The sequence below is a fragment of the Chryseobacterium carnipullorum genome, assembly GCF_003815695.1.
In the GTDB taxonomy this organism is placed as follows: domain Bacteria; phylum Bacteroidota; class Bacteroidia; order Flavobacteriales; family Weeksellaceae; genus Chryseobacterium; species Chryseobacterium carnipullorum.
In genome coordinates this window covers 526,169-548,256 of record NZ_CP033920.1, presented here as the reverse complement: position 1 = coordinate 548,256, position 22,088 = coordinate 526,169, and the positions used below count along the sequence as shown (strand labels likewise).

Below are 22,088 nucleotides of genomic sequence, written 5' to 3'. Positions count from 1 at the left end.
CCTTTTGCGTAAAAAAATAAAATAATGGCAGAAGATAACGAGGATTTTTTAGATGAAGAATTATTAGATTCCGACAGTATGGAGAATATCGATATTGATGAGGAAAATAAAGGTTTGTACGAGCATCTTAACATCAAAGTTGATAAAAAACAGGAGCCGTTAAGAATCGATAAGTTCCTATTAATATACAGACAAAACTCTTCACGGAATAAAATTTCGCAAACCTGCAGGGCGGGGAACGTGATCGTAAACGGAGCTCCGGTAAAACAGAATTACCGTGTAAAACCGGGAGACCAGATCTCTGTGCTTCTTACCCATCCGCCGAGAGAGAATGTGATCATTCCTCAGGATATCCCTGTGAATATCATTTATGAAGATGATGATTTGGTAGTGGTGGATAAAGAACCCGGAATGGTTGTACATCCCGGCCACGGAAACTGGGATAAAACATTGGTGAATGCATTGGCTTTCCATTTTGAAAAGAATGGCCAGAAATCTGATCTGGACAGGGTAGGTCTTGTGCACAGAATTGATAAGGATACTTCCGGACTCCTGGTGGTCGCAAAAAATGAATATGCACTGAGCTTTTTAGCGAAGCAGTTTTTTAACAGAACCACCAAAAGATTGTACTGGGCTTTTGTCTGGGGAAATCCTTCAGAAGACGAAGGTACTATTAAAGGGCATATAGGAAGGCATCCGAAGAATAGAATGCAGATGTCCGTTTATGAGGACGGAAGCCACGGGAAGCATGCTGTTACACACTACAAGGTGCTGGAACGCTTCAAATATATGACGTGGGTGGAATGTAAACTTGAAACAGGAAGAACGCACCAGATCAGGGCCCATTTCAAACATATCGGCCATACTTTGTTTAACGATGAAAGATACGAAGGACATACCCCTCTCAGAGGAGTGAATCTGCCTAAGTATAAGCAGTTTATAAAAAATGTTTTTGAAATTCTTCCCAGACATGCACTTCATGCGCATACTTTAGGGTTTATACACCCAACCACAAAAAAGGAATTATATTTTGAGAGCCCAATGCCGGAAGATATGGCGGATGCCGTAAAAAAATGGAGAAATTATTTAGAAAACTAAAAATATATTGAGAATTTTTTTATATTTGTTGAATTGAAATCAAGATTTGTTATGAGAAAACTATATGCTATCGTATGTTTAGCTCTTTTGTCAAATGCATACAAAGCACAAGAATCACTACCATACTATCAGCAATATCTTTTGGATGGTGAATTCCTGTTCAACCCAGCTCAGTACGGTAAGACAGATTACGTACAGCTTAATGCTAATTACCACAAACAATTTGACAAGTTTAGCGATTCTCCAAATACGCAGTCTATAGGAATTAACGGGAACATCTTCGACAGAGTAGGAGCAGGGCTCTCTATTTTTAGAGACAGTAATGGACCTATTTCTGCAGGCGGTATTACAGCGGGAGCTTCATACTTTATTCCACTAAGCAGTGAAGGAGAAAGAAAAGACCAATTCTCTTTCGGTACTAGTGTTTCATTTTATAATATGAACTTTGACTATACTTCAGTGAATGTTGAAGATGGTTACGATCCTTTATTGATCGGAAAGGAAGGGAATATTTTTATGGCTTATGCCAACTTTGGTGCTGCTGCAACGTATAGAAACATTTTTGCAGGGGTTTCTGTAAACGATATTGCGCTAAGTAATGACAAGGCAATCGTTAACGGAATCGAGCCTTCACCAATTAAATTCTTCTTAAACTTAGGATATGACTGGCATTTTGCTGACAATATCTTTGTAACGCCATCAGCGTTGATCAACCTGAATACCAATTCAACAAGAATGATCGACTATAACCTAATGGCTACTTTCTTTAATGACATCAATTCATTCTCTGCCGGTGTAAGCTACAGAACGGTACAGAACAGATTCGACAGCCAGCAGTTACAGGTGGCGCCGGTAGTTAAAGTTAGAATTAATAAATTAATGATCGGAGCAACTTATAACATCGGAATGTCTGATATCCAGACTTATGGTGGAAACAGCTTTATGCTGAGCTTAGGGTATAACTTTGATAACTTTATTAATCATAGAGGATATAGATATTAATCTGATTTAATTTAAATAAATTTGAGCTCTGAAATTTTCAGAGCTTTTTTTATGATATACATTCACATTCCCTTTTGCAAGCAAAAATGCAGCTATTGTAATTTTCACTTTTCTACATCTTTGAACTTTAAAGATGAAATGATCAGTGCCATGAAGACTGAAATCAGGCTCCGGAAAAACGAATTAGAGAACAAAAGTTTACAATCACTATATTTTGGAGGAGGAACTCCTTCCATACTTTCGGCAGATGAAATCACCTCAATGATCGATGAAGTAATGAAGTATTTCAGTTTTGACCGTGATATTGAAGTCACTTTAGAAGCCAATCCTGATGATCTGGACAAAAATTTCTTACAACAGCTTTCGAAATCTCCTGTTAACAGACTGTCGATTGGTACCCAGAGCTTTTTTAATGAGGATTTAAAATTGATGAACCGTGCCCATAATGCTTCCGAAGCAGAAGGTTCCATCAAAAGAGCCCAGGATTTTGGGTTCGAAAACTTAAGTATCGACTTGATTTATGGTTCGCCGACCTCCAATCTGGAGATCTGGAAAGAGAATTTAAACAAAACCATTGCCCTGGAAGTACCTCATATTTCATCTTATGCATTGACTGTTGAACCGAAAACAGCTTTGGAAAGCTGGATCGCGAAAGGTAAAGTGGCCAGTCCCCTTGAAGAAGAACAGAATAAAGAATTCTATTATCTCTCGGATTTTCTGAAAGACAACGGATTTGACCATTATGAAGTCTCCAATTTTGCAAAACCCGGCTTTTATTCAAGACATAATTCTGCGTATTGGAAATATAAAGAGTATCTGGGAATAGGACCTTCCGCCCATTCATACAACGGATTTGATGTCAGAAGCTGGAATGTTGCGAACAACCAGCAGTATATTAAAAAACTTCATACCGGAATACTTGCCAAAGAAGAAGAGATCCTTTCGCAAAATGATCAGTTCAATGAAATGATTATGATCGGTCTTCGAACGATTTGGGGAGTAGATATTGAAAGTCTGAAGAGTAAATTTGATGTCCGGACCCATGAGCATTTCCAGCATGAAATACAATCGAAAATTGAAGAAGGCATTCTGGTGATTGAAAATAATCATCTTAAAATTCCCGAAAAACATTGGTTCATGGCGGATGGAATTGCTTCTGATTTATTTTTGGTATAACGTTTATTAATGTATATTTGAAAGTATACTTTAAATAAAAAATGATCAACCATGAGAAAAAACTTACTATTATTTTTTCTTTTTTTTAGTGCTTTCTATTTTTCCCAAAAACCGATTTTTACAAAAGCAAAAGTTAATGCTGTGAATGTGTACAGATCTTCTGCTGAACTACAGAATTCGGTGAGCGTTTCGCTTCCTTCAGGAACGTCAGAGGTTGTTATAACTAATATTTCAGATGAGATTGTGGAAAAATCGATACAGATTAATACAAATAATAAAGATATTTCTATCCTTTCTGCACAATACAGAAGCAGCTACAATTCGAATTATTTTGAGAATAATAATCCTAATGGGAAAAGAATTAAAGACAGCATTGCTATCTTAGAAAATCTCAGCACGAAAATCAATATTGAGCGACAGACGAATGAAAAGACATTGGAACTGTTAGACAAAAACCAGGGACTGTTGGTGGGGAGCAATACCTCCACCGTAGCCCAACTGATGCAACTTACCGAATATTATAAGACCAAAAGAAACGAAATAAGCATAGCACAGCTTGATATCAATAAAAAATATACACAAACCATTCTGAAACTTGAGACTTTGAGAAGTCGGCTGAAAGCCAACACAGAAGCTGAAGAAACTTTTTCTGATGGCGTTCTTGTTTTGAGAATTGTAAGTGGTGCGGGAGGAAATGCAAAAATGGATCTGGGGTATTTGGCGGAGAATGTTTTTTGGGAACCGTTTTATGAAGTGAAAGGCAATAAATTGACTGAGCCTTTAGATGTGACTTTTAAAGCAAAGGTAAGGCAGGATACCGGACTTGACTGGAAAGGAGTAAAGCTTTCGCTGATCAATGCAAGATCTTCAAGAAATAATGAGGCTCCAACTATGAATCCGTGGTTTTTGAATTCTTACAAGAATGAAGAAAGAGAAACCTATAGTTATTCCAGCAAAAAAGATACTATGCGATCGCAGAATATTGAGGAAGTTGTCATGGTAGGCTATGGCGTTAAAATCAATGAAAATCAGTTAAATGTAAGTTTTGATACTGATATTCCTTATGATATTCTATCAAACAATGAAGATCATTTTATCAACCTAAAACAAATAAAACTTCCGGCGGAATATAAATATTATACTGTTCCAAAATACAATACTACGGCCTATTTGGTCGCAGATATTAAAGATTTTAACAGGTACAATCTGATTTCAGGTGCTGCCAGTGTGATTTTTGAGAATATGTATGTAGGTGAAACAAGAATCAATCCCAATCAGACAAATGATAAAATGAGTATTACCCTTGGTGATGACAAGAAGATTAGTATCCGTAAAGAAATGGTAAATGATAAGGCAAGCGAAAAATTATTCTCTTCCTATCAGGAAAAAACAATTACTTACGATCTTGTTATCCGAAATAATAAAAAAGAGGCTATCAATATTGAGATCCGGGATCAGATTCCTTTGAGTAAGGATGAATCTGTAAAGATTGAACTTCTTCAAAGTGATAACGCAGACCTGGATAAAGAGAAAGGATTTTTACTGTGGAACGTTAAAATTTCATCATCTGAAACAAAAAAATTCAGGGTAAGCTATAAAGTAAGATACCCGAAAGATTTTTCAATCAGCAATCTTAATTAAATAGACGATTATTCACTATTTTTGTATAAAATTTCAGCTCACTTGAAAACTAAAAAACAAGACTATTCACATCTTTCACCAAGCCAGCCTATCGGTATTTTCGATAGTGGGGTGGGAGGACTTACCGTAGCCAAAGAGATCAAAAGACTCCTTCCACACGAAGATCTGATCTATTTCGGTGATACCAAGCACCTTCCTTATGGTGAAAAGTCGAAAGATGCGATTATAGAATATTCCACCAAGATAACCAATTTTCTGCTTCAGCAAAACTGCAAAGCTATTGTTATTGCCTGCAATACGGCCACAGCTAATGCTTTGAACGAAGTCATGCAGTCTGTGGATGGAAAAGTTCCGGTTATCGATGTTATTAATCCCGTTGCTGAGAAAGTAGCTTATGAAATTCACAATAATGTTGGGGTGATTGCGACGAAAGCAACTGTCAATTCAGGGTTGTATAAAAAAAGCATCAGGAAACAGAATAAATGGATCAAAGTAGATGAGCTTGCTACTCCGCTATTGGTTCCTGCTATTGAAGAAGGGTTCAAGAACCATCCGATCACGCATGCTATCATTTATAATTATCTAAGCAATAACAAGCTGAAAAACATTGAAACCCTGATCCTGGGATGTACTCATTACCCTTTATTGATTGATGAAATTAAGCAGTATTATGGTAACAGGGTCCGCGTGATTGATTCCCCCAACATTGTGGCCAATCACCTGAAGATCATTCTGGATAAATATCATCTTCTGAATGATAATAATCCAAAACCCAATTATCATTTTTATCTTTCGGATCTGACGAAAAACTTTGAAAAGATCTCTAAAAAATTCTTTGGAAAGACCATCGATTTAGAATTGAAAGTATTATAATACAAAAGCTGTTTCCAGAGAAACAGCTTTTATTTTATGGCTAAAGAACAGAGCTATTAAGACTCTAAAATCACCATTTCACTTTTCAGTCTTCTTTTGGGAGTGACTTCCGGATGGTTACTGTCGTTGTCAGCTCTTTTTCCGATCGCAACGGCGAAAAGTGTTTCGTAAGAATCGTTTTTCAGAATTGCATCATATTTATCAGTTTCAATTCCTTCCATGGGAGTAGAGTCAATTCCCATTGCAGCACAAGCAGAAAGAAGAACACCCAGCGAAAGATATACCTGGTGCCCCATCCATGAACGGATCGCAGCGTCACCATTAGGTTTTACCATGGTTCTGTAATAATTAACGGAACCTTCAGGAAGATTTTCTTCGATCTGTTTTTCAAATTCTTCCGGATTTTTCATGACCTGGAATACAATCACATGGCTGCTTTCCAATACTTTATCCTTATTAAAATAAGATGCTTCTGCCAGTTGCTCTCTGATGTCAGGAGTATTAATGAAAATAAAATTCCATGGCTGGCTGTTAATTGAAGATGGGCTTAAATTAAGGATTTCTTTCAGTTCGGCAATCTGTTCTGCACTGATTTTGCCTTGAGGATTATACTTTTTTACAGTATACCTGTTTTTCATTTGTTGTAAAAAGTTCATAAATTATTGTACTATCATTTTTATAGTTACAAAAGTAATTTAAGTTTATTACCTTTGCAATAACGGTAAAAAATGATAGTATAAAATGTATACAATAGATAACAAAGAATATCCTTGCTGTACCAGCGTAACGATGAAGTTTATAGGAGGAAAGTGGAAGGCAGTTATTTTATTTCACCTGATAGATGGTGCTAAAAGATATAACGAATTAAGAAAACTAATTCCGACGATTACAGAAAGGACCTTAAGCCTTCAGCTGAAACAGCTTGAGGAAGATCATATCGTCAACAGAAAGGTCTATACAGAAAAACCTCCTTTAATGGTAGAATATACCTTAACCGATTTTGGAAAGACTTTACTGCCGGTACTGGAAGCGATTACCAATTGGGGCATTGCTGCACCGGATCTTTCCGTAAAAAAAATAATCAGGAATTAAATTTCCTGATTATCTTCTTTATTCGCTTCGAAAAAACTGAAACTTACATTTCCGTATTTTCGGGTGTCTGTTAAATTCGGGTGCTCAAGTTTCATTCTGCTCTGATGTTCTATAATCAGAACGCCGTTCTGTTTAAGATATTTATTGTTCAGAACTAAAGACAGCAACTCATAATATTTCTTCTCCTCCATTTCGAAAGGAGCATCAGAAAATACAATCTCAAAACTTTTATTGTTTCTGAATTTTTTAAGCCAGTCAAAAACATCGCCTCTCTGAACACTGATCTGTTGTGACATATCCAAATCTGAAGCTGTAGCATTGATGAAGCTTGTGTGTTTGGGGTTCAGTTCAACTGAAGTGACATCCTGACATCCTCTGGAAGCAAATTCAAAGGTGATAGAACCGATGCCCGCAAAAAGGTCAAGTACCGAAATCGACTGCATATCATATTTGTTTTCCAGGATGCTGAATAGCGCTTCCTTGGCAAAATCTGTAGTAGGTCTTACATCAAAGTTTTTAGGAGCGGCTATTTTTTTTGCTTTCCACTTGCCTGAGATTATTCTGAACATATTTATTTAGTTGTTAGATCGCAGATCACAGGCGGCAGGTAGTTGCAATTGGAAACTTATTCCTGCTACCTGCAGCCCGTAACCTAATTAAGTATAAAATTCTTATTGGGAATGTTGTCAAAGACAATCCTCATATTTTTAACGAATTTCTGAAGCTCAGAAATAAAAGTTTCATTTTCTGTCGTTTCACCATAAGCATAAAAGCTGGTTTCATTAATTCCGAAACCTATTTTGCTTAACGTAAACATTACGAAATAAAGGAAATCTACTTCAGAATTCACATCCAGGTTGTTATATAAAATCACCTTCTTGTTATCAATGGCAAAAAACTCACACTGGTTATGATAAAGATTGATATGGATTTCTTTATTGTTTTTATTATTAATAGAATTTAAAAACTTTTCTCCAGAAAAATTAAAATGAACGGGAACGGCCAGTTCTTTTATTTTCTTATAAAAGTTTTTAGGGAACGTGTAATAAAACTGTACACCGAATCTTTTGTTGACAGAAAGCATGAGTTCTTCTTTTTCTCTGTCTGCTGGAGCATTAAAAGCAATCAGTTCAAATCCTGCATCATGTTCTGAAAATCCTTCAGGCATCAGCGTAAAATGATTCAGCGCAGAAATCACATGGATCTCTTCAAACCTTTGTTTCAGTAAAATTTCATCAAGTTTATCCTCAATTAAATTTTCTGGTGTTTCTTCGGTAACGAAATAAGACTTTTCCTCCAGAATGCTTTTGTTTTTTGCGATCTGGTAGATTAATCCGTCTTTGGTAAAAAGTAAATTAAGTACGTTCATATTTCAATTGAGGCAAATTTAGTGAAATTCTATCATAACGGCACCTGATTGATGATGAAGTATTTCTTTATTGTAAAAATCGATATCTGACTGGCTTTCCAAAACATCCATAACCATCCTCTGCAATATTCCGTCACCAATCCCGTGAACGATCTCCAGCCTTTTCAAATGATGTTTTCTGCAGAAGTTCAGAACTTCCATCAGTTTTGCCTTTTGCATAAAGAGTCTTTCGAAACTGTCATAATCGCTTGGGTTTTTAACCAGATGATGAAAATGCAGATCCAGGACCATGTGATTTTTCTGGTGCTTTTTGGAAACCACTTTTTGGGGTTCCGCTTTTTTAATGATCCGAATATTTTCATAAAGATCAGCATCTTTAGGAACCAGCTTCTCTTTCGGGTACTGATGCGTAAACCCATACTCATCTTTGAAAACAACAATATTGCCTTTCACAGAAGTAATGACTCCGCTTAAATCCTCATCTACTACAGAAACTTTGTCTCCGATTTTCATGTACTTGCTGTTTCTTTTATTGTTTTCAAAATTAACTTTTCGGCCCCAGTTCAATGATCTCAAGATCCTTGATCTCTTCTCCTTCCACCACGAAACGCATCATGGTTCTCATTGTATGCCATCCCTGCTTACCGCAAGCGCCCGGATTCAGATGCAGAAGATTATTTTTTTTGTCAAACATAGCCTTCAGAATATGAGAATGTCCTGAAATAAATAGTTTGGGTGCCTTTTCAGAAATCTCTTTGTTGGTGATTGGGGTATATTTTCCGGGATATCCACCAATATGAATCATCAAAACTTCCAGATCTTCACAGAAAAAACGGTTTACCTCAGGAAACTCAGCCCTGATTTTGGCGTTGTCTATATTTCCGTAAACGCCTTTTAACGGTTTTATTTTTTCCAGTTCTTCAATCACCTCAATACTTCCGAAATCTCCGCAATGCCATATTTCATCAGCTTGCGACGCATATTCTAAAATGCGGTCATCTATATAAGAATGGGAATCGGAAAGAAGAAGGATTTTTGTCATGAAGCTCTGAAAATTTTTGCAAAGTTAGGAAAGATTTATTTTTTATTAAGTTTTAGTTTTCTTTTAAATAAACAAAGTTGTAGAACGGAGACCGGCATCCCCTAATATTTATTAAATTTGAGAAAATTATAAAAAATGAAGCAGAAATTTTCTTTTTTACTTTTTCTTGCCGCAGTAGGGCTCTTCAATGCTCAGGTTGAAGAGAAAAAATTGGATGATTTGATCCAGAATACTTTAAAAACATTTGACGTACCGGGTATGTCAGTCGGGATCATAAAAGATGGAAAAGTGATCTATTCCAAAGGTTTCGGACAACGTTCTTTAACCACAAAACAGCCGATGGATGATAATACATTGGTGGGAATTGCTTCAAACTCAAAAGGTTTTACATGTACCGCTTTGGCTATTTTAGCTGATGAAGGAAAGCTGAACTGGGACGATAAAGTTTCAAAATATATTCCTGAATTTCAGATGTACGATCCGTACGTTTCTCAAAATGTGACCATCAAAGATCTTATCACGCACAGAGCAGGATTAGGTTTAGGACAGGGGGATCTGATGTTTTTCCCTGAAGGCGGAGGTCTTACAGTTAATGATATTGTACACAATGTGAGATATCTGAAGCCTGAAAATCCTTTCAGAACGACCTTAGACTACAATAATGTAATGTTCATTGTAGCCGGAGAAGTAATCCACAGAATTTCCGGACTGAGCTGGGCAGAATTTATTGAGCAGAGAATTATGAAGCCTGTGGGGATGAATTCAAGCTTTGGAAGCTACAGTAGAGCCAAAGCGGTATCCAACAAGATTGATGCCCATGCTCCTGTAGATGGTAAAGCCATTGCGGTTCCTCACGACTGGAACGAAACAGGTAATGCAGCAGGAGGAATTATGAGTAATATTAAAGACATGACTGTTTGGGCTGAATTTCTTTTAAATAATTTCACGACGAAAGACGGTAAAAAGCTGGTGTCAGATCGAAATGTACAACAATTATGGAGCTTACAGATTCCAGATAGAGTCGCTATGAAAAACCCTTATGATACAAGTTTTTATGGTTACGGATTAGGTTGGTTTCTGAGTGATGTAAAAGGACACAAGCAAATTCAGCATACCGGAGGACTGATTGGTACCGTTACTCAGTTTACCCTGATTCCGGATATGAAATTAGGAATTGTAGTCCTTACCAACCAGCAGTCCGGAGCAGCGTTCAATACCATTACGAACACCGTCAAAGATTCTTATCTGGGAGTAGCAGACAGAAACTGGCTGAAAACATATGGCGAAAGAATGTCAAAAGTAAATGCCGAATATGACCAACAGAAAAAAGAAGCTTTTGCAAAATCTGAAGCTTTTAAAAAGGAGAAAAATATTCAGCCGAAAGCAGAACAATTTGTAGGGAAGTATCATGACCAATGGTTTGGTGATGTAGAAATTGCCCAGCAGGGAAGTACCTACAGGATCTCCTGCAAAAATTCACCAAGACTGAAAGGAGAGTTGCTTCCTTATTCCAATAATTCATTTATTATTAAATGGGACGACAGAAGTTATGATGCCGATGCCTATATTATTTTTAATTATGATGAAACCGGAAAAGCAGAATCTGCCCAATTAAAACCTATCTCTGACATTACAGATTTTAGTTTTGATTTTGACGACTTGGATCTGAGAAAGGTGAAGAGCTAATAAAGAAATTAATAATATTCAATAGAAAAGAGCTCCGGTATTCCATGGAGCTCTTTTGCTTTTTGGATGACAGAAGTGATTAATCTTTAATGAACTTCTTAATAACATCTCCGATTTGAATAATGTAGACTCTTTTTGTCAATCCGCTTACATGAATTGAATCTCTTTCCAATGAACCTGAAAGGCTAAGATTTCCTACCATGCTGAAAATTTTATACTCCTTTGAAGGTGCATTTTGAATCGTCAGTGCTTCTTTTACAGGATCAGGATAAACCGATGTTTTACGTTCATACTTTTTCTGATCTGAAACTGAATAGTAAAATTCATGAAGGTCTGACAAAATTCGTGAGTGGAGGAAAAGTGACCTACTTTAACAAATTAAGATCTTGCTCTGTGCGGGAAAGCTCAGCATTTAAATGTTGTTTTTCAAAGAAATGCTTAAGAGCAGTCAGGCGTTTCTTTTGATCATACCGAAGGGTTGAATTCAATTTTTGCTGGCAGAGTGAGCAGGCTCTGGCAAAATGAAAGTCGGTTTCAGAAAGCGAATTGGTTCCGTTCATCACGCAGTTTGCATTCAGGCAGTGGCTGATTCCGAACATATGCCCGATTTCATGTGAGCTTATCTTGATCAGCCTCTCAAGACTTTCATTAAAATTGGATTCAGAAAGATTGCCGTTAGAAAACCTGTACATGGATGTGACGCCCACCCCGTCTTTGTAAGAGGCCTGCCCGAAAACGTAATTCCATTCAGGTCTCGGAAAAAGATCTTTTTCTGTGATTCCCATTAAAACAACACCATCTTTAGGCTTTCTTTTGATCAGTATATTCTCCAGAACATAACCTGCCAAAATCTGCTCCTGACCATCTTTAAAAATTCGCCTTGCCATTTTGGGGAAAATAGTATTGGGTAAAACCGGAAGGACTTTTGTACTGAGCTGAAAATACGTACTCAAATAGTCTCTGGTACGTTCTATTTCTTTCTTCTGAAGTTCATTGAATTCTCCTATGGGTTGAAGGTAAATCGTGTTTTTTCCAGGTTCTGGTTTTATTTTGTCCAGCTTTTGAAAATCTTCAAAAGTCTGAAAGGGCTCATCACGGGAATATCTCCAGTCACCGGGTTTGGCTTTGGTGAGCTGAACATCATTGAGCGCAACAGTTTCAATATAGGTTTTCTCCTTTTTTTGACATGAAAAAAAGAGTAGGAGAGGAATCAGATACAAAAAGATAAAATTATATTTTACCGGGCTCATAAAAGAACAGGAGTTTCTTTTTGGCACCGTCAAATTCAGACCACGAATTGCAGTCGATCTCAAAACCGGCAACTCCGCAGGTCGGGAAATGAAAAATATCTTCAGAGATAGAATTCGCAAAATTGGAAATTCCGTTGTTATGAGAGAAAAGGGCTACAGAACCCACGCTGTCATCCAGGTCGTAGATCACCGATTCAAAATTTCTTTCGGAGGGATTATAAAGCTTATCTTCCGTAGAGACGTTTAGTTGATAGGTCTGGTTAAAAATTTTGCACGTATTCAGTGCACGGACCGCCGGGCTGGAAACAAAATGATCAATGGAAATATTATTGCTTTTCATGAATCTGGACATGTTCATCGCATCTTTTAATCCTTTGTCTGCCAACGGTCTGTCGAAATCCTCCGTTTCTTCCGGCCAGTCGCTTTTCGCATGTCTTACGAGGATGAGTTTCTTCATATTTTCGTTTTTTGGAAGATTAAAATTATAAAAAAAATAATGGAATAAAACATGATTTTTATAAAAAAACTGCGTTATGAATAAAATCATTAAATTTTACTAAATTTGCACACTTATGGGACAGATCCTTGCAATAGACTACGGAAAGGCACGCTGCGGTATCGCTGCTACAGACGATATGCAGATTATTGCAAGTGGCCTGGATACCGTTGAAACCCGGTTTTTGATGGAATTTCTGAAAAAATATTTCACCGAAAACAAAGTGGATGATGTGGTAGTAGGTCTTCCTACAGATCTGAAAGGAAATGTTTCCGCAGTGGAGACGGATATTTTAAAATTCATTGAAGAATTTCAGAAAGAATTTTCCTGTATTCCGGTCCACCGCCTGGATGAAAGATTTACCTCCAAAATGGCTTCTTTTTTTATTTCCCAAAGTGGAAAAAGCAAGAAAAAGAGACAGGAAAAGGGGTTGATAGATAAAGTAAGTGCAACTATTATACTGCAGAATTTTTTAGAACAAAGAATAAGATGATTTTACCGATAAGAGCTTTTGGGGATCCTGTTTTGAGAAAAGTAGGGAAAGATATAGAAAAAGATTATCCCGGTTTACAGGAACTTATAGATAATATGTTCGAAACAATGTACAGTGCAAACGGGATTGGTCTGGCTGCACCGCAGATCGGACTGGACCTGCGTTTGTTTGTCATTGATGTTACTCCTCTTGCAGAAGACGAAGATTACGAAGATATCAAAGACGAGCTGGCCAACTTTAAAAAAGTTTTCATTAATGCTACGATTCTTGAAGAATCAGGCGAAGAATGGAAATTCAATGAAGGCTGTCTTTCTATTCCGGATGTAAGAGAAGATGTGAAAAGAAAGGGAACGATCGTCATTGAATATTATGACGAAAATTTTGTGAAACATACAGAAACTTTTTCCGATATTAGAGCCCGCGTAATTCAGCATGAATATGATCATATTGAAGGGGTTTTGTTCACAGACCATTTAAGCGTATTGAAGAAAAAATTAGTAAAAGGTAAGCTGACGAAAATCTCCAATGGAGAAGTAAGCATCAGTTACAAAATGAGATTTCCAAAGTAATTTAAACAAGGATTAAAAAACAAAATAATAAACAGCAAAAAGCCCAGTGCTGATTGCAGAATTTACAAAAAATAAAATTATGCTGTTAGAAAAAATAATTTCAATTTCTGGAAAGCCAGGACTTTTCAAATTAGTTTCTCAATTAAGAAACGGTTTTATCATTGAAGATGTTACGACTAAGAAAAAAGTAAGCATTGGAAACTCCAGCCAGGTGAGTTTGTTAGATAATATTGCCATGTTTACATTTGATAAAGAAGTTCCTTTATTCGAGGTTTTTGAAAATATTGCTAAAAATTATGATTATAAAGAAGCTATTTCTCACAAATCTTCTGATGATGATCTTAAAGTTTTTATGACGGCTTCTCTTCCTGATTATGATACAGACAGAGTATATGCTTCAGATATCAAGAAATTGGCTCAGTGGTACAATATTCTTCAGAAAGCCGGATACATCACTCCTGAAAGCTTCGTAAAAGCAGAATCTGAAACATTGGATGGTGAACAAGGGGAAGTAAGCATTGATAAAGATGCTCCTAAAAAAGCAGCTCCAAAAGCAGAAAAGCCTGCTCCTGCAAAAGTAAAAGCAACTTCTGCAGCGAAAGCAGCTCCAAAAAGTACACACACTAAGAAAGGATAATCAATCCCGAATGGTACAATATAAATCCCTGGCAGAACTTCTGCCAGGGATTTTTTTGTTTTTTATTTGACCAAACCAGATCTGCGATTTCAGGACAAAAGAACTTTATTCATAAAGATTTACCCTAAATTTGCAATACTTGAATTTTCAAAGACCTATGAATACCAGACAAGAAAAATTAGAAGCTTTCGGAAGATTATTAGACATCATGGATGATTTGCGTGAAAAATGTCCATGGGATCAGAAGCAGACCCTGCAATCACTTCGTCATTTGACGCTTGAAGAGACCTATGAACTTTCAGATGCAATTTTGCAGGAAGATTTACAGGAAATCAAAAAAGAACTTGGTGATGTTTTACTTCATTTGGTGTTTTATTCTAAAATAGGATCTGAAAAAGGAAGTTTCGATATCGCTGATGTCATCAATTCTTTAAATGAGAAACTGATTTTCCGTCATCCTCATATTTACGGTGATACGGAGGTTAAAGATGAAGAAGAGGTGAAACAGAACTGGGAAAAGCTGAAACTGAAAGAAGGCAATACCTCTATTTTGGGTGGCGTTCCGAAAAGTCTTCCAAGTTTGGTAAAAGCCTACAGGATTCAGGATAAAGTAAAAGGAATCGGATTTGAATTCCACGATGCAGAAGATGCCTGGAAAAAAGTAGATGAAGAGATTCAGGAATTCCATGAAGAAACCGATTTAGATAAAAAAGAACTGGAACTTGGCGATGTCTTTTTCTCACTCATTAATTATGCAAGAATTTCAGGATTGAATCCGGATTCTGCATTGGAAAGGACGAATTTAAAATTCATCTCAAGATTTCAGACAATGGAAAAGCTGGCTGAAGAATCCAAGATCAGTCTGGCCGATATGTCCCTGGAAGAAATGGATGTTTTGTGGGAGAAAGCAAAACTGATGTCATAAAATGAAGGTTCAGCGTCCCGTACATCATCGGTTTCAGTATCTGCTGGAATTCAAGAAAACAGAAAGAAAGTGGCATTTTCCATTTCTTGCGGCACTTTGTATCGGAAGCTGTCTTTTTATAGGCTATTTTTTAGGAAAACCCAATTATGGCAGCTTGTCCAGTTTGGGAGCTCTGACTATTTTATACTTCACTTCAGCGCCTATCACTCAAAGGATGATTCATCTGGCGGTCTGTGCTTTCGGGATGATTTTTTCTTTTACCATCAGCCTGTTTTTTAGTTTTAATGTTTATGCGGCAGGACTGTCTTTGGGAATTATTTCTTTTTTGGCTCATTTTATTACCTCCTATTTTAAAATTCCCCCGCCCGGAAATTTTTTCTTTATCATGCTGGCAGCCATGGCGAGCACTTATCAGTTCGATCTTGAAATGATCCCCATAAGAGTAGGTCTCGTAGCCATGGGAGCTATATTGTCATGTACACTGGCTTTTCTGTACTCTGTTTTTATAGAAAAAGAAGAGGTCTTATCGCTTCCAAGAAGAAGAAGTTTTAATAAAAGACGGTATACCAAATTTGTAGAAAGCAGTATTATCGGTTTTTTTATGATGCTGACGCTGATCACAGGGCATCTTCTGAAATTTGAAAATACCTATTGGATCTCCATTGCGGCAATAGCCATCATACAGGGACGGAATTTTGAACATGTCCGACAACGTAATATGCACAGAATTCTCGGTACTTTTATTGGAATAGGTTTTGCATGGCTGATCCTGTTGTTGAATCCTGCCAAGATAGAAATGATCATCATGATCACGGTCCTGCAATTTATTATAGAACTTCTGATTGTAAGGAATTATGGTTTTGCGGTGATTTTTATAACGCCTTTAACGATTCTTTTAACGGAAACCGGAAGTCTGGTACATCATAACGTTGAAAATCTGATGCATGCAAGACTTCTGGACACGATTGTCGGAAGTTTAATAGGGCTTGCGGCAGGTTTTTTTCTTTACCATCAGCAGATTATTAATAACTTAGAGAAAAATATACGGTACTCGTATTTTCAGTTTAAAAAATTAAAAAAATAGCTATGTTGCGCATTCTTACCCTATCGGCCTTTTTATTGTGGAGCTGTAATCCAAAAGCTCAGGATTCCCCTAAAACTGATGATTTGAAAGTAGAGTTTTCTTTGCCTAAAAAGCTGAAAGAAGTTTCCGGGATCGTATTGTCTCAGGATAAAAATACCATTTGGGCTATAGAAGATCAGGGAAATAAAAATGTAGTGTATGGTTTGGATATGCAGGGTAAACTGATAACCGATATTCTGGTTGATAATGCTGAAAATCACGATTGGGAGGATATCACGAAAGATGGGCAGGGAAATATTTACATTGGTGATTTTGGAAATAATGACAATAACAGGCAGAATCTGGCTATTTTGAAATTAGACTTAAAAGATACTTCCCAAAAGACAACAAGAGCCATCCAAACTACAAAATTTCATTATGAAGGACAAACAGAGTTTCCACCGAAAAAGTCGAACTGGCTGTACGACTGTGAAGCTTTCGTAGAGATGAACGGGAATTTCTATCTTTTTACTAAGAATAGAAGCAAAGGTTTTGACGGAACTTTCCTGGTATTCCAGGTTCCGAATAAAGAAGGTGATTTTGAAGCTAAGCTCATCGGAAAATTAAAGCTTGAAGGTAAATACAGTGATGCGGCCATTACTTCAGCAGCAGTGAGCAGTACAAATGATACAATCGTTTTGCTGACCCATAAAAATATCCATGTACTTTCAGGATTTACAGCGGATAATTTCAATTCTTCAAAGGTTGAAAAAATACCGTTAAATCATAACTCTCAGAAAGAAGCAGTTGTTTTCCTTGATGATAAAACCCTTTTGATTGCTGATGAAAAAGATAAAGAGACAGGAGGTAATGTATATAGATTTGAATTTAACCCTCAGGCTAAATAATAGCAAAAGGGTTAAACTCAAAAATATCTTTACGGAGTAAGATAAGAAATGTGAATGTTTCCAGCGGATAATCTGAAACTTTGGGTATAAACACATCGTATCCTGAAGGTATCATCCTTATTAAAATACGTAATGGAAGACAGGTTGTGGTTCACAGCCAGGGTCCGCTCGCCATGCCCTGTAGAAATGGAGGCCAGTGTTTCCGTTGCCGGAGAAACCTTCTGAATAGACGACTTTGCTGTTCCTGCTGTATATCCATCACCATTCAGGCTAAGATCATACGTAATATAGGGAACAATGTTGTAATATCCTGGTTTAACCACGGTGAATAATCCCGTGCTGGTATTATACTGCAGATACGTATTGTCTATTTTGTTGCTTACATTATAAACATAGCTCTTCGCGTAGCTGTCATGAGTGCTTACCGGATTGCTTCCTGTACCGGTATAACTTCCTGAACTTGGATTTGTATCGGTTTTATTGCCTACAAATACTACTTTTAAAAAATTCTGAGATTCAATAGTTCCCCATGTAGGGGCAGCTCCGGCTCCGTTGGACATCAAAACCTCACCCCGGTTTCCCGAATTTCCTTTGGTTTTGGCAGTTCCGCCTACATTAAGGTCTTTAACGACCTGAAGGTTTCCGTTGACATGTAATGTGTGTTGTGGAGTTGGAGTCTCGATACCCACCTGTGCGTGCGCATGTGAAGACATGACAAATAATGCCATGTATAATAGCGTTTTTTTCATCCTATAGTTTTGTTTTTGTTGAAATAATTTAAAACAAATATATATTCTTTTTAAAACATTGAATTTTTAAAAGATGTACAAACATATAGTTCTATGGATGTGTTTATTGAAAGTTGTGGAAAATATGAGTTCGTTTTATAAATCGTATTTGCTTTATTTGTAGTGATTTACGAATGAAGTGTATGAATTTTTAAATTTCTTTTATATTGATATTTAATGTATAGGGTGAATATTTCTCCACAGTTACGTGTAAAATTTAAAGTATAAGTGATAAAAAAGATCAATTTAGAAAGTCATCCCAACGCCTGCAGAAATTCTGCCTCCATCTGAACCATAGAAGTAATTCAGCCTGGCAGAAAACATATCGACGACGCTCATCCAGAAGCCTGCTCCTACAGATTGATGCCACTTTTGGGAATCTTCATTGTCATTCCATACGCGACCCAGATCATAGCCTATCAAAACCCCCATATTGGCAGGAATGATATTGTTTTTTACCCTTCCGAAATCCCATCGGATCTCAGAATTGTTGGTGAAATAAGATTTCCCTGAAAACCTGTCATTTCTGAAAGCCCTCATTCCATTATTTCCACCAATACTTGCTGCCTGGTAAAATTCAAAATTGTTATTGCTGATCCACATCGCATGACTGGAATTGGCAAAAACAAAATTGCCTCTTTTGTCAATTCTGTGATCTATACCCAGCGTTCCGTTCAGGGTAAAATAATTTCTTTCGGTATCGGCAAGATTCGTTTTCCAGTCTGCTTTTACAAGGAGCTCCAGGCCTAAGGTAGGGAAAGCCTTATTATCTAAGTTTTTGAAGCTGAAAGTATAATTGGCTCCTGCAAACTGCTGGCTTTTGAAAACCTCAGGTCTCACATCCGGCGACTGGTCTACAAAACGGTCATCATTACGCTGAACCTTATTATCCTCAAACGTAAGCTGGAACTGATGCTGAAGGTTCATCCAGCTTTTTTTAGAAATAGAAGGTGCAAAATTAAACTTGGAGATTCTTGCTCTGTTGTATTCTCTTTCTGTATTTTCTTTATCATATAAACTTTCGTTGGATAATCCGAAGAAATTTTCGGCAAATCTTGGCGTAGTAAAAGCGGCATCAAGATTGAAATCCCATCCCGATATTGCTTTTTTGAAAATTCCTTTATAGGCCACATTGAATCCTCCAGTAGCCGTATAAAAATTAGCCTTAAGACTATGTTTCTGAGTATAAGGATCACGGATGAAATTATTCACTGTGTAATTAGCCAGAACCCCTAAGATTACCCCATCATCCGGATTGTAATCTGCATTCGGATAACCGGCAAAGAAATTATACTTCGGATGCTTATAATTGTAGGTATTGACATCATAATCATCAGAAATATTTTTCGTGGCAGAACCATTGTAAGTATTTTTCTGAGATTTAAAATCATAAATTTTTACGCTTTTTCCATCAGCGATATTATAAACATCATGATTATATCCTCCAATGAGCCTGATGTTCATTTTCGGTCTTCCTTCACCCGAAACTTCATACATATCGTCATCTTCAAGACCGTAGATCCAGAGCTCTTTCGTTTTTGAATCTTCGTAGGTCTTTTCGAAAACCAATTCAGGATTTTCTTTGTTCTTATCCAGTTTATATTGTTTTACATTAACGGAATGTCCGTCTTTGGTAATCACGAATTTATCTGGATTTACAGTTCCTGCGAGAGGAACTTTTTTCTGCAGTACATCATAATACTGTGCTGTATAGTCCTGAAGTTTTGTTTTTCTGATTTTTAGTTTTCTCTGGATATCAGCGATCGTTTCATCTTTTACTTCTTTTGGAAGATTGGTAAATGCTTCATCAATATCTGCATCCGTAAGATGTTCCTGAATATATCTGGCCTGCGCAGCCCATTCCTCCGGAGTTGCTCCTTTTAAAAAGATAAGATCCAATGGATACGGTTCCATATTCATCCACTTTACGTTTTTGATCTCTTCCTTAAAAGTTTTCATGTGGCGGATGGCCGGAACATTCATAATAATTTTAAAAGCAGCCCCATCATATTTACTGAACGCCTGATCTCTGTCTTTCGGGATCGGTTTATAAATGACTTTATCACCGTCCTGATATTCTGCCCATTTCCACTGGTCGGAATGTCTGTCCCAGTCACCAATCAGCATATCAAAGATTCTTGCCCGGATATAGGATTCCCGGTCTACAGAATATTTGTAATTTTTGGTGAAATTTTTCAGAACATCATCTGTGGAAAGGATGTCTTTGGCATTGTCGAGTGAAGCGAGTGTTTTAGGATCGGAAGAAAAGCGTTCTTCGATCATATACATTTCGTCACCGTAATTTTTGTTGTACTCTCCCAAGGCATATTGCTTCGGAATATAATATAATTTCGGATTGCTGTGGAAGATATTCAGCTTATCTGCCATATTTCCTACTGAAAAAGGGGTAAACGGATGATTGGTCGTATAAAAATCAAGCAGGAACTTTTCAGGGAATGTATTGTTCAGTTCATTTCCGAAAGTGCTTTTTTTGAAGGCCATATTATTAAGGAAACGTACCGCGCTCTTCTTCACGCCACGCATGACAAATTCCTGGCCGTCTGCTGCTTTTAGTCTTAAACTGTTGGATTGGTTTCCTCCGCCTTCTCTGAAAGGTTTAAACCCGCCATTCAATGAAGCCAGATCAGCAGTAGGGGCATCAACCGGGATTCCATAATATTTTCTGTAGTGTTCTCCCCAAAGCCAACGGTAGACTTTGCCTTTTTGGGTAAGTTCTACAGGATAAACGCTGGATTGAACGGTGGGGGGAAAGGACTTTGGGTAATTATTGACAAATACATCCGGTTTTGAAATCACCGAAATATGCGTAAGTTTTTTAAGCTGGTTATCTTTTGTAGAGAAGTATTCAACGTCGGTGCTCTGGTCTTTTCTGATATTCAGAACGGCAAAACCACTGCCTCCGTAAGAGAAATCGGTCTTTTCAGCAATGGTTGAAGGGTCTGTTTTAGAACCTGCACCGCTGATAATCTGTCTGATGTTTCTTTCTTCATGATACTGTAGATTGTGATCATGTCCTGAAACAAAAATAATATTTTCTTTATCCTGAACGATGCTTTTCAACCTGTTGGCCAGGTCTGCGTAATGTTGATTATTAATGTCTTCAAGACTTGCTCCGGAAGAACTTCTCAGTACATTGATCACACTGGCTACTACCGGAACCGGAATTTTGCTTTTTAACGGATAAAGATGTGATTTTGCAGAATTGAAGCCTGCATGAGTTCCACTACTGATGATAGGGTGGTGCAAAGCAACAATGATTCTTTTATCCTGATTTTTAGTCACAAGATCTTTAAATTCTGTGAAGAAATCTTCGCGGGTCTTGATCGGACAGTTTTTGTTCACGCCAGGATACTGATCCCAATTTACCAGAGCCCACTCGGTGTCAATGACAATAAGCTTGATGTCTTTAGACAGATTAATATCATCAATACCACATGAATTTTTAGGCAGGAAAGATTTTTTATCATTGAAATAAGTCCTGACAAGATCTTCCTGTGCCTTTAATCCTTCTAGGCCATTATTCCAGTCATGATTCCCTGGAATGACTAATGTTTTTCCTTTGAAATTTTTGGTGATGGACAATTGATTCTCCAGCTTCTGTTTCGCTGATGCGTAATCTTTATCTGATTCTTTAGGTAAACCGTTGGGATAGATATTATCGCCCAGGAAGATCAGCATAGATTTGCTGTCTGCGGAATCCAGTTTGTTTTTGAGTAAATTTAAGGTGTGCTGCGCCTGAGGTTCGTTCGTATTTCCGGCATCCCCGATCAGGAAAATTTTAAAATCATTTTCAGATTTTATATCAGAATTTTCCACTTCAAATAAGTTTTTACCCTTTTTTACGTTATATGTTGCGCAGGAATAAAGAACTCCTGCAGACAATACTGCTCTAAAAGCAATAGAAGTATTTTTTAAATGAGTTTTAAAGGATAAATTCATAAATTTACATTAACAAAAAA

At 37.1% G+C, this 22,088-nt stretch carries 23 protein-coding genes; 13 read left to right on the top strand and 10 right to left on the bottom strand.

Annotation, left to right across the window (positions count from 1 at the left end; translation table 11 throughout):
- Nucleotides 1-24: 24 nt before the first annotated feature.
- Genes EG346_RS02605 through murI form a run of 5 tightly spaced genes read left to right on the top strand, consistent with a single transcriptional unit; the run spans nucleotide 25 to nucleotide 5,790 of the window.
- A complete protein-coding gene (locus EG346_RS02605; protein WP_181876108.1) occupies nucleotides 25-1,098 on the top strand; it encodes an RluA family pseudouridine synthase in 1,074 nt (357 codons plus the stop codon).
- Nucleotides 1,099-1,149: 51 nt separating this feature from the next.
- On the top strand, nucleotides 1,150-2,100 hold the full coding sequence (locus EG346_RS02600; protein ID WP_073332030.1) for a PorP/SprF family type IX secretion system membrane protein: 951 nt from the start codon (nucleotides 1,150-1,152) through the stop codon (nucleotides 2,098-2,100).
- Between the two features lie 51 nt (nucleotides 2,101-2,151).
- A complete protein-coding gene (gene hemW / locus EG346_RS02595; RefSeq protein WP_123876912.1) occupies nucleotides 2,152-3,276 on the top strand; it encodes a radical SAM family heme chaperone HemW in 1,125 nt (374 codons plus the stop codon).
- 51 nt (nucleotides 3,277-3,327) lie between these two features.
- Nucleotides 3,328-4,917: a DUF4139 domain-containing protein gene (locus EG346_RS02590; RefSeq protein WP_123876911.1), complete on the top strand. Its 1,590-nt coding sequence runs from the start codon at nucleotides 3,328-3,330 to the stop codon at nucleotides 4,915-4,917.
- Nucleotides 4,918-4,959: 42 nt separating this feature from the next.
- Nucleotides 4,960-5,790, top strand: coding sequence for a glutamate racemase (murI, locus tag EG346_RS02585; protein ID WP_073332022.1), 831 nt, complete (start codon nucleotides 4,960-4,962; stop codon nucleotides 5,788-5,790).
- A 56-nt stretch (nucleotides 5,791-5,846) separates the two neighbouring features.
- Here murI and EG346_RS02580 read toward each other — a convergent pair whose 3' ends face one another.
- On the bottom strand, nucleotides 5,847-6,446 hold the full coding sequence (locus EG346_RS02580; RefSeq protein ID WP_073332018.1) for a nitroreductase family protein: 600 nt from the start codon (nucleotides 6,444-6,446) through the stop codon (nucleotides 5,847-5,849).
- 85 nt (nucleotides 6,447-6,531) lie between these two features.
- On the opposite strand from EG346_RS02580, the gene EG346_RS02575 reads away from it, so the two are divergent.
- Entirely contained in the window at nucleotides 6,532-6,882 is a 351-nt protein-coding gene (locus EG346_RS02575) for a winged helix-turn-helix transcriptional regulator (protein WP_073332015.1), read from the top strand.
- On the opposite strand, the gene EG346_RS02570 is transcribed toward EG346_RS02575, so the two are convergent.
- The 4 genes from EG346_RS02570 to EG346_RS02555 all read right to left on the bottom strand — a co-directional run bounded on the left by EG346_RS02570 (nucleotide 6,879) and on the right by EG346_RS02555 (nucleotide 9,293).
- Nucleotides 6,879-7,451 carry an RsmD family RNA methyltransferase gene (locus EG346_RS02570; RefSeq protein ID WP_073332011.1) on the bottom strand — a complete coding sequence of 191 codons (573 nt, stop codon included), beginning with the start codon at nucleotides 7,449-7,451 and terminating at the stop codon, nucleotides 6,879-6,881. The two genes, EG346_RS02575 and EG346_RS02570, sit on opposite strands and share 4 nt — an antisense overlap.
- An 83-nt stretch (nucleotides 7,452-7,534) precedes the next feature.
- The gene (locus EG346_RS02565; RefSeq protein ID WP_073332008.1) at nucleotides 7,535-8,251 is read right to left on the bottom strand and encodes a DUF3822 family protein; all 717 of its coding nucleotides are present in this window, start codon (nucleotides 8,249-8,251) and stop codon (nucleotides 7,535-7,537) included.
- A gap of 18 nt (nucleotides 8,252-8,269) precedes the next feature.
- Nucleotides 8,270-8,764 (bottom strand): DUF8465 domain-containing protein, encoded by a 495-nt coding sequence (locus tag EG346_RS02560; RefSeq protein ID WP_073332006.1) that lies wholly within the window; start codon nucleotides 8,762-8,764, stop codon nucleotides 8,270-8,272.
- Between the two features lie 31 nt (nucleotides 8,765-8,795).
- Nucleotides 8,796-9,293 carry a metallophosphoesterase family protein gene (locus tag EG346_RS02555; RefSeq protein WP_123876910.1) on the bottom strand — a complete coding sequence of 166 codons (498 nt, stop codon included), beginning with the start codon at nucleotides 9,291-9,293 and terminating at the stop codon, nucleotides 8,796-8,798.
- 135 nt (nucleotides 9,294-9,428) lie between these two features.
- Between EG346_RS02555 and EG346_RS02550 the strand changes: the two genes are divergently transcribed.
- Nucleotides 9,429-10,979 carry a serine hydrolase gene (locus EG346_RS02550; protein ID WP_123876909.1) on the top strand — a complete coding sequence of 517 codons (1,551 nt, stop codon included), beginning with the start codon at nucleotides 9,429-9,431 and terminating at the stop codon, nucleotides 10,977-10,979.
- A 79-nt stretch (nucleotides 10,980-11,058) separates the two neighbouring features.
- On the opposite strand, the gene EG346_RS02545 is transcribed toward EG346_RS02550, so the two are convergent.
- Genes EG346_RS02545 through EG346_RS02535 form a run of 3 tightly spaced genes read right to left on the bottom strand, consistent with a single transcriptional unit; the run spans nucleotide 11,059 to nucleotide 12,686 of the window.
- The gene (locus tag EG346_RS02545; RefSeq protein ID WP_123876908.1) at nucleotides 11,059-11,319 is read right to left on the bottom strand and encodes a T9SS type A sorting domain-containing protein; all 261 of its coding nucleotides are present in this window, start codon (nucleotides 11,317-11,319) and stop codon (nucleotides 11,059-11,061) included.
- Nucleotides 11,320-11,344: 25 nt separating this feature from the next.
- A complete protein-coding gene (locus EG346_RS02540) occupies nucleotides 11,345-12,229 on the bottom strand; it encodes an archaemetzincin (RefSeq protein ID WP_123876907.1) in 885 nt (294 codons plus the stop codon).
- Nucleotides 12,210-12,686, bottom strand: coding sequence for a SixA phosphatase family protein (locus tag EG346_RS02535; RefSeq protein WP_123876906.1), 477 nt, complete (start codon nucleotides 12,684-12,686; stop codon nucleotides 12,210-12,212). The genes EG346_RS02540 and EG346_RS02535 overlap by 20 nt, the downstream gene beginning before the upstream one ends.
- Nucleotides 12,687-12,801: 115 nt before the next feature.
- Here EG346_RS02535 and ruvX point away from each other — a divergent pair, with 115 nt between their 5' ends.
- The 6 genes from ruvX to EG346_RS02505 all read left to right on the top strand — a co-directional run bounded on the left by ruvX (nucleotide 12,802) and on the right by EG346_RS02505 (nucleotide 17,320).
- Entirely contained in the window at nucleotides 12,802-13,218 is a 417-nt protein-coding gene (gene ruvX, locus EG346_RS02530) for a Holliday junction resolvase RuvX (RefSeq protein ID WP_123876905.1), read from the top strand.
- A complete protein-coding gene (gene def / locus EG346_RS02525) occupies nucleotides 13,215-13,787 on the top strand; it encodes a peptide deformylase (protein ID WP_073331991.1) in 573 nt (190 codons plus the stop codon). The genes ruvX and def overlap by 4 nt, the downstream gene beginning before the upstream one ends.
- A 79-nt stretch (nucleotides 13,788-13,866) precedes the next feature.
- Entirely contained in the window at nucleotides 13,867-14,424 is a 558-nt protein-coding gene (locus EG346_RS02520; protein WP_073331988.1) for a DUF5606 family protein, read from the top strand.
- A 157-nt stretch (nucleotides 14,425-14,581) separates the two neighbouring features.
- Entirely contained in the window at nucleotides 14,582-15,349 is a 768-nt protein-coding gene (gene mazG / locus EG346_RS02515; protein ID WP_123876904.1) for a nucleoside triphosphate pyrophosphohydrolase, read from the top strand.
- Nucleotide 15,350: 1 nt separating this feature from the next.
- On the top strand, nucleotides 15,351-16,433 hold the full coding sequence (locus EG346_RS02510; RefSeq protein ID WP_123876903.1) for an FUSC family protein: 1,083 nt from the start codon (nucleotides 15,351-15,353) through the stop codon (nucleotides 16,431-16,433).
- A gap of 2 nt (nucleotides 16,434-16,435) precedes the next feature.
- Nucleotides 16,436-17,320 carry a YjiK family protein gene (locus EG346_RS02505; RefSeq protein ID WP_123876902.1) on the top strand — a complete coding sequence of 295 codons (885 nt, stop codon included), beginning with the start codon at nucleotides 16,436-16,438 and terminating at the stop codon, nucleotides 17,318-17,320.
- A gap of 29 nt (nucleotides 17,321-17,349) precedes the next feature.
- Here the strand turns inward: EG346_RS02505 and EG346_RS02500 are convergent, their stop codons facing one another.
- Both EG346_RS02500 and EG346_RS02495 read right to left on the bottom strand, forming a co-directional pair.
- Nucleotides 17,350-18,069 carry a hypothetical protein gene (locus tag EG346_RS02500; RefSeq protein ID WP_123876901.1) on the bottom strand — a complete coding sequence of 240 codons (720 nt, stop codon included), beginning with the start codon at nucleotides 18,067-18,069 and terminating at the stop codon, nucleotides 17,350-17,352.
- Between the two features lie 285 nt (nucleotides 18,070-18,354).
- Nucleotides 18,355-22,068, bottom strand: coding sequence for a metallophosphoesterase (locus tag EG346_RS02495; protein ID WP_123876900.1), 3,714 nt, complete (start codon nucleotides 22,066-22,068; stop codon nucleotides 18,355-18,357).
- Between the last annotated feature and the right edge of the window lie 20 nt (nucleotides 22,069-22,088).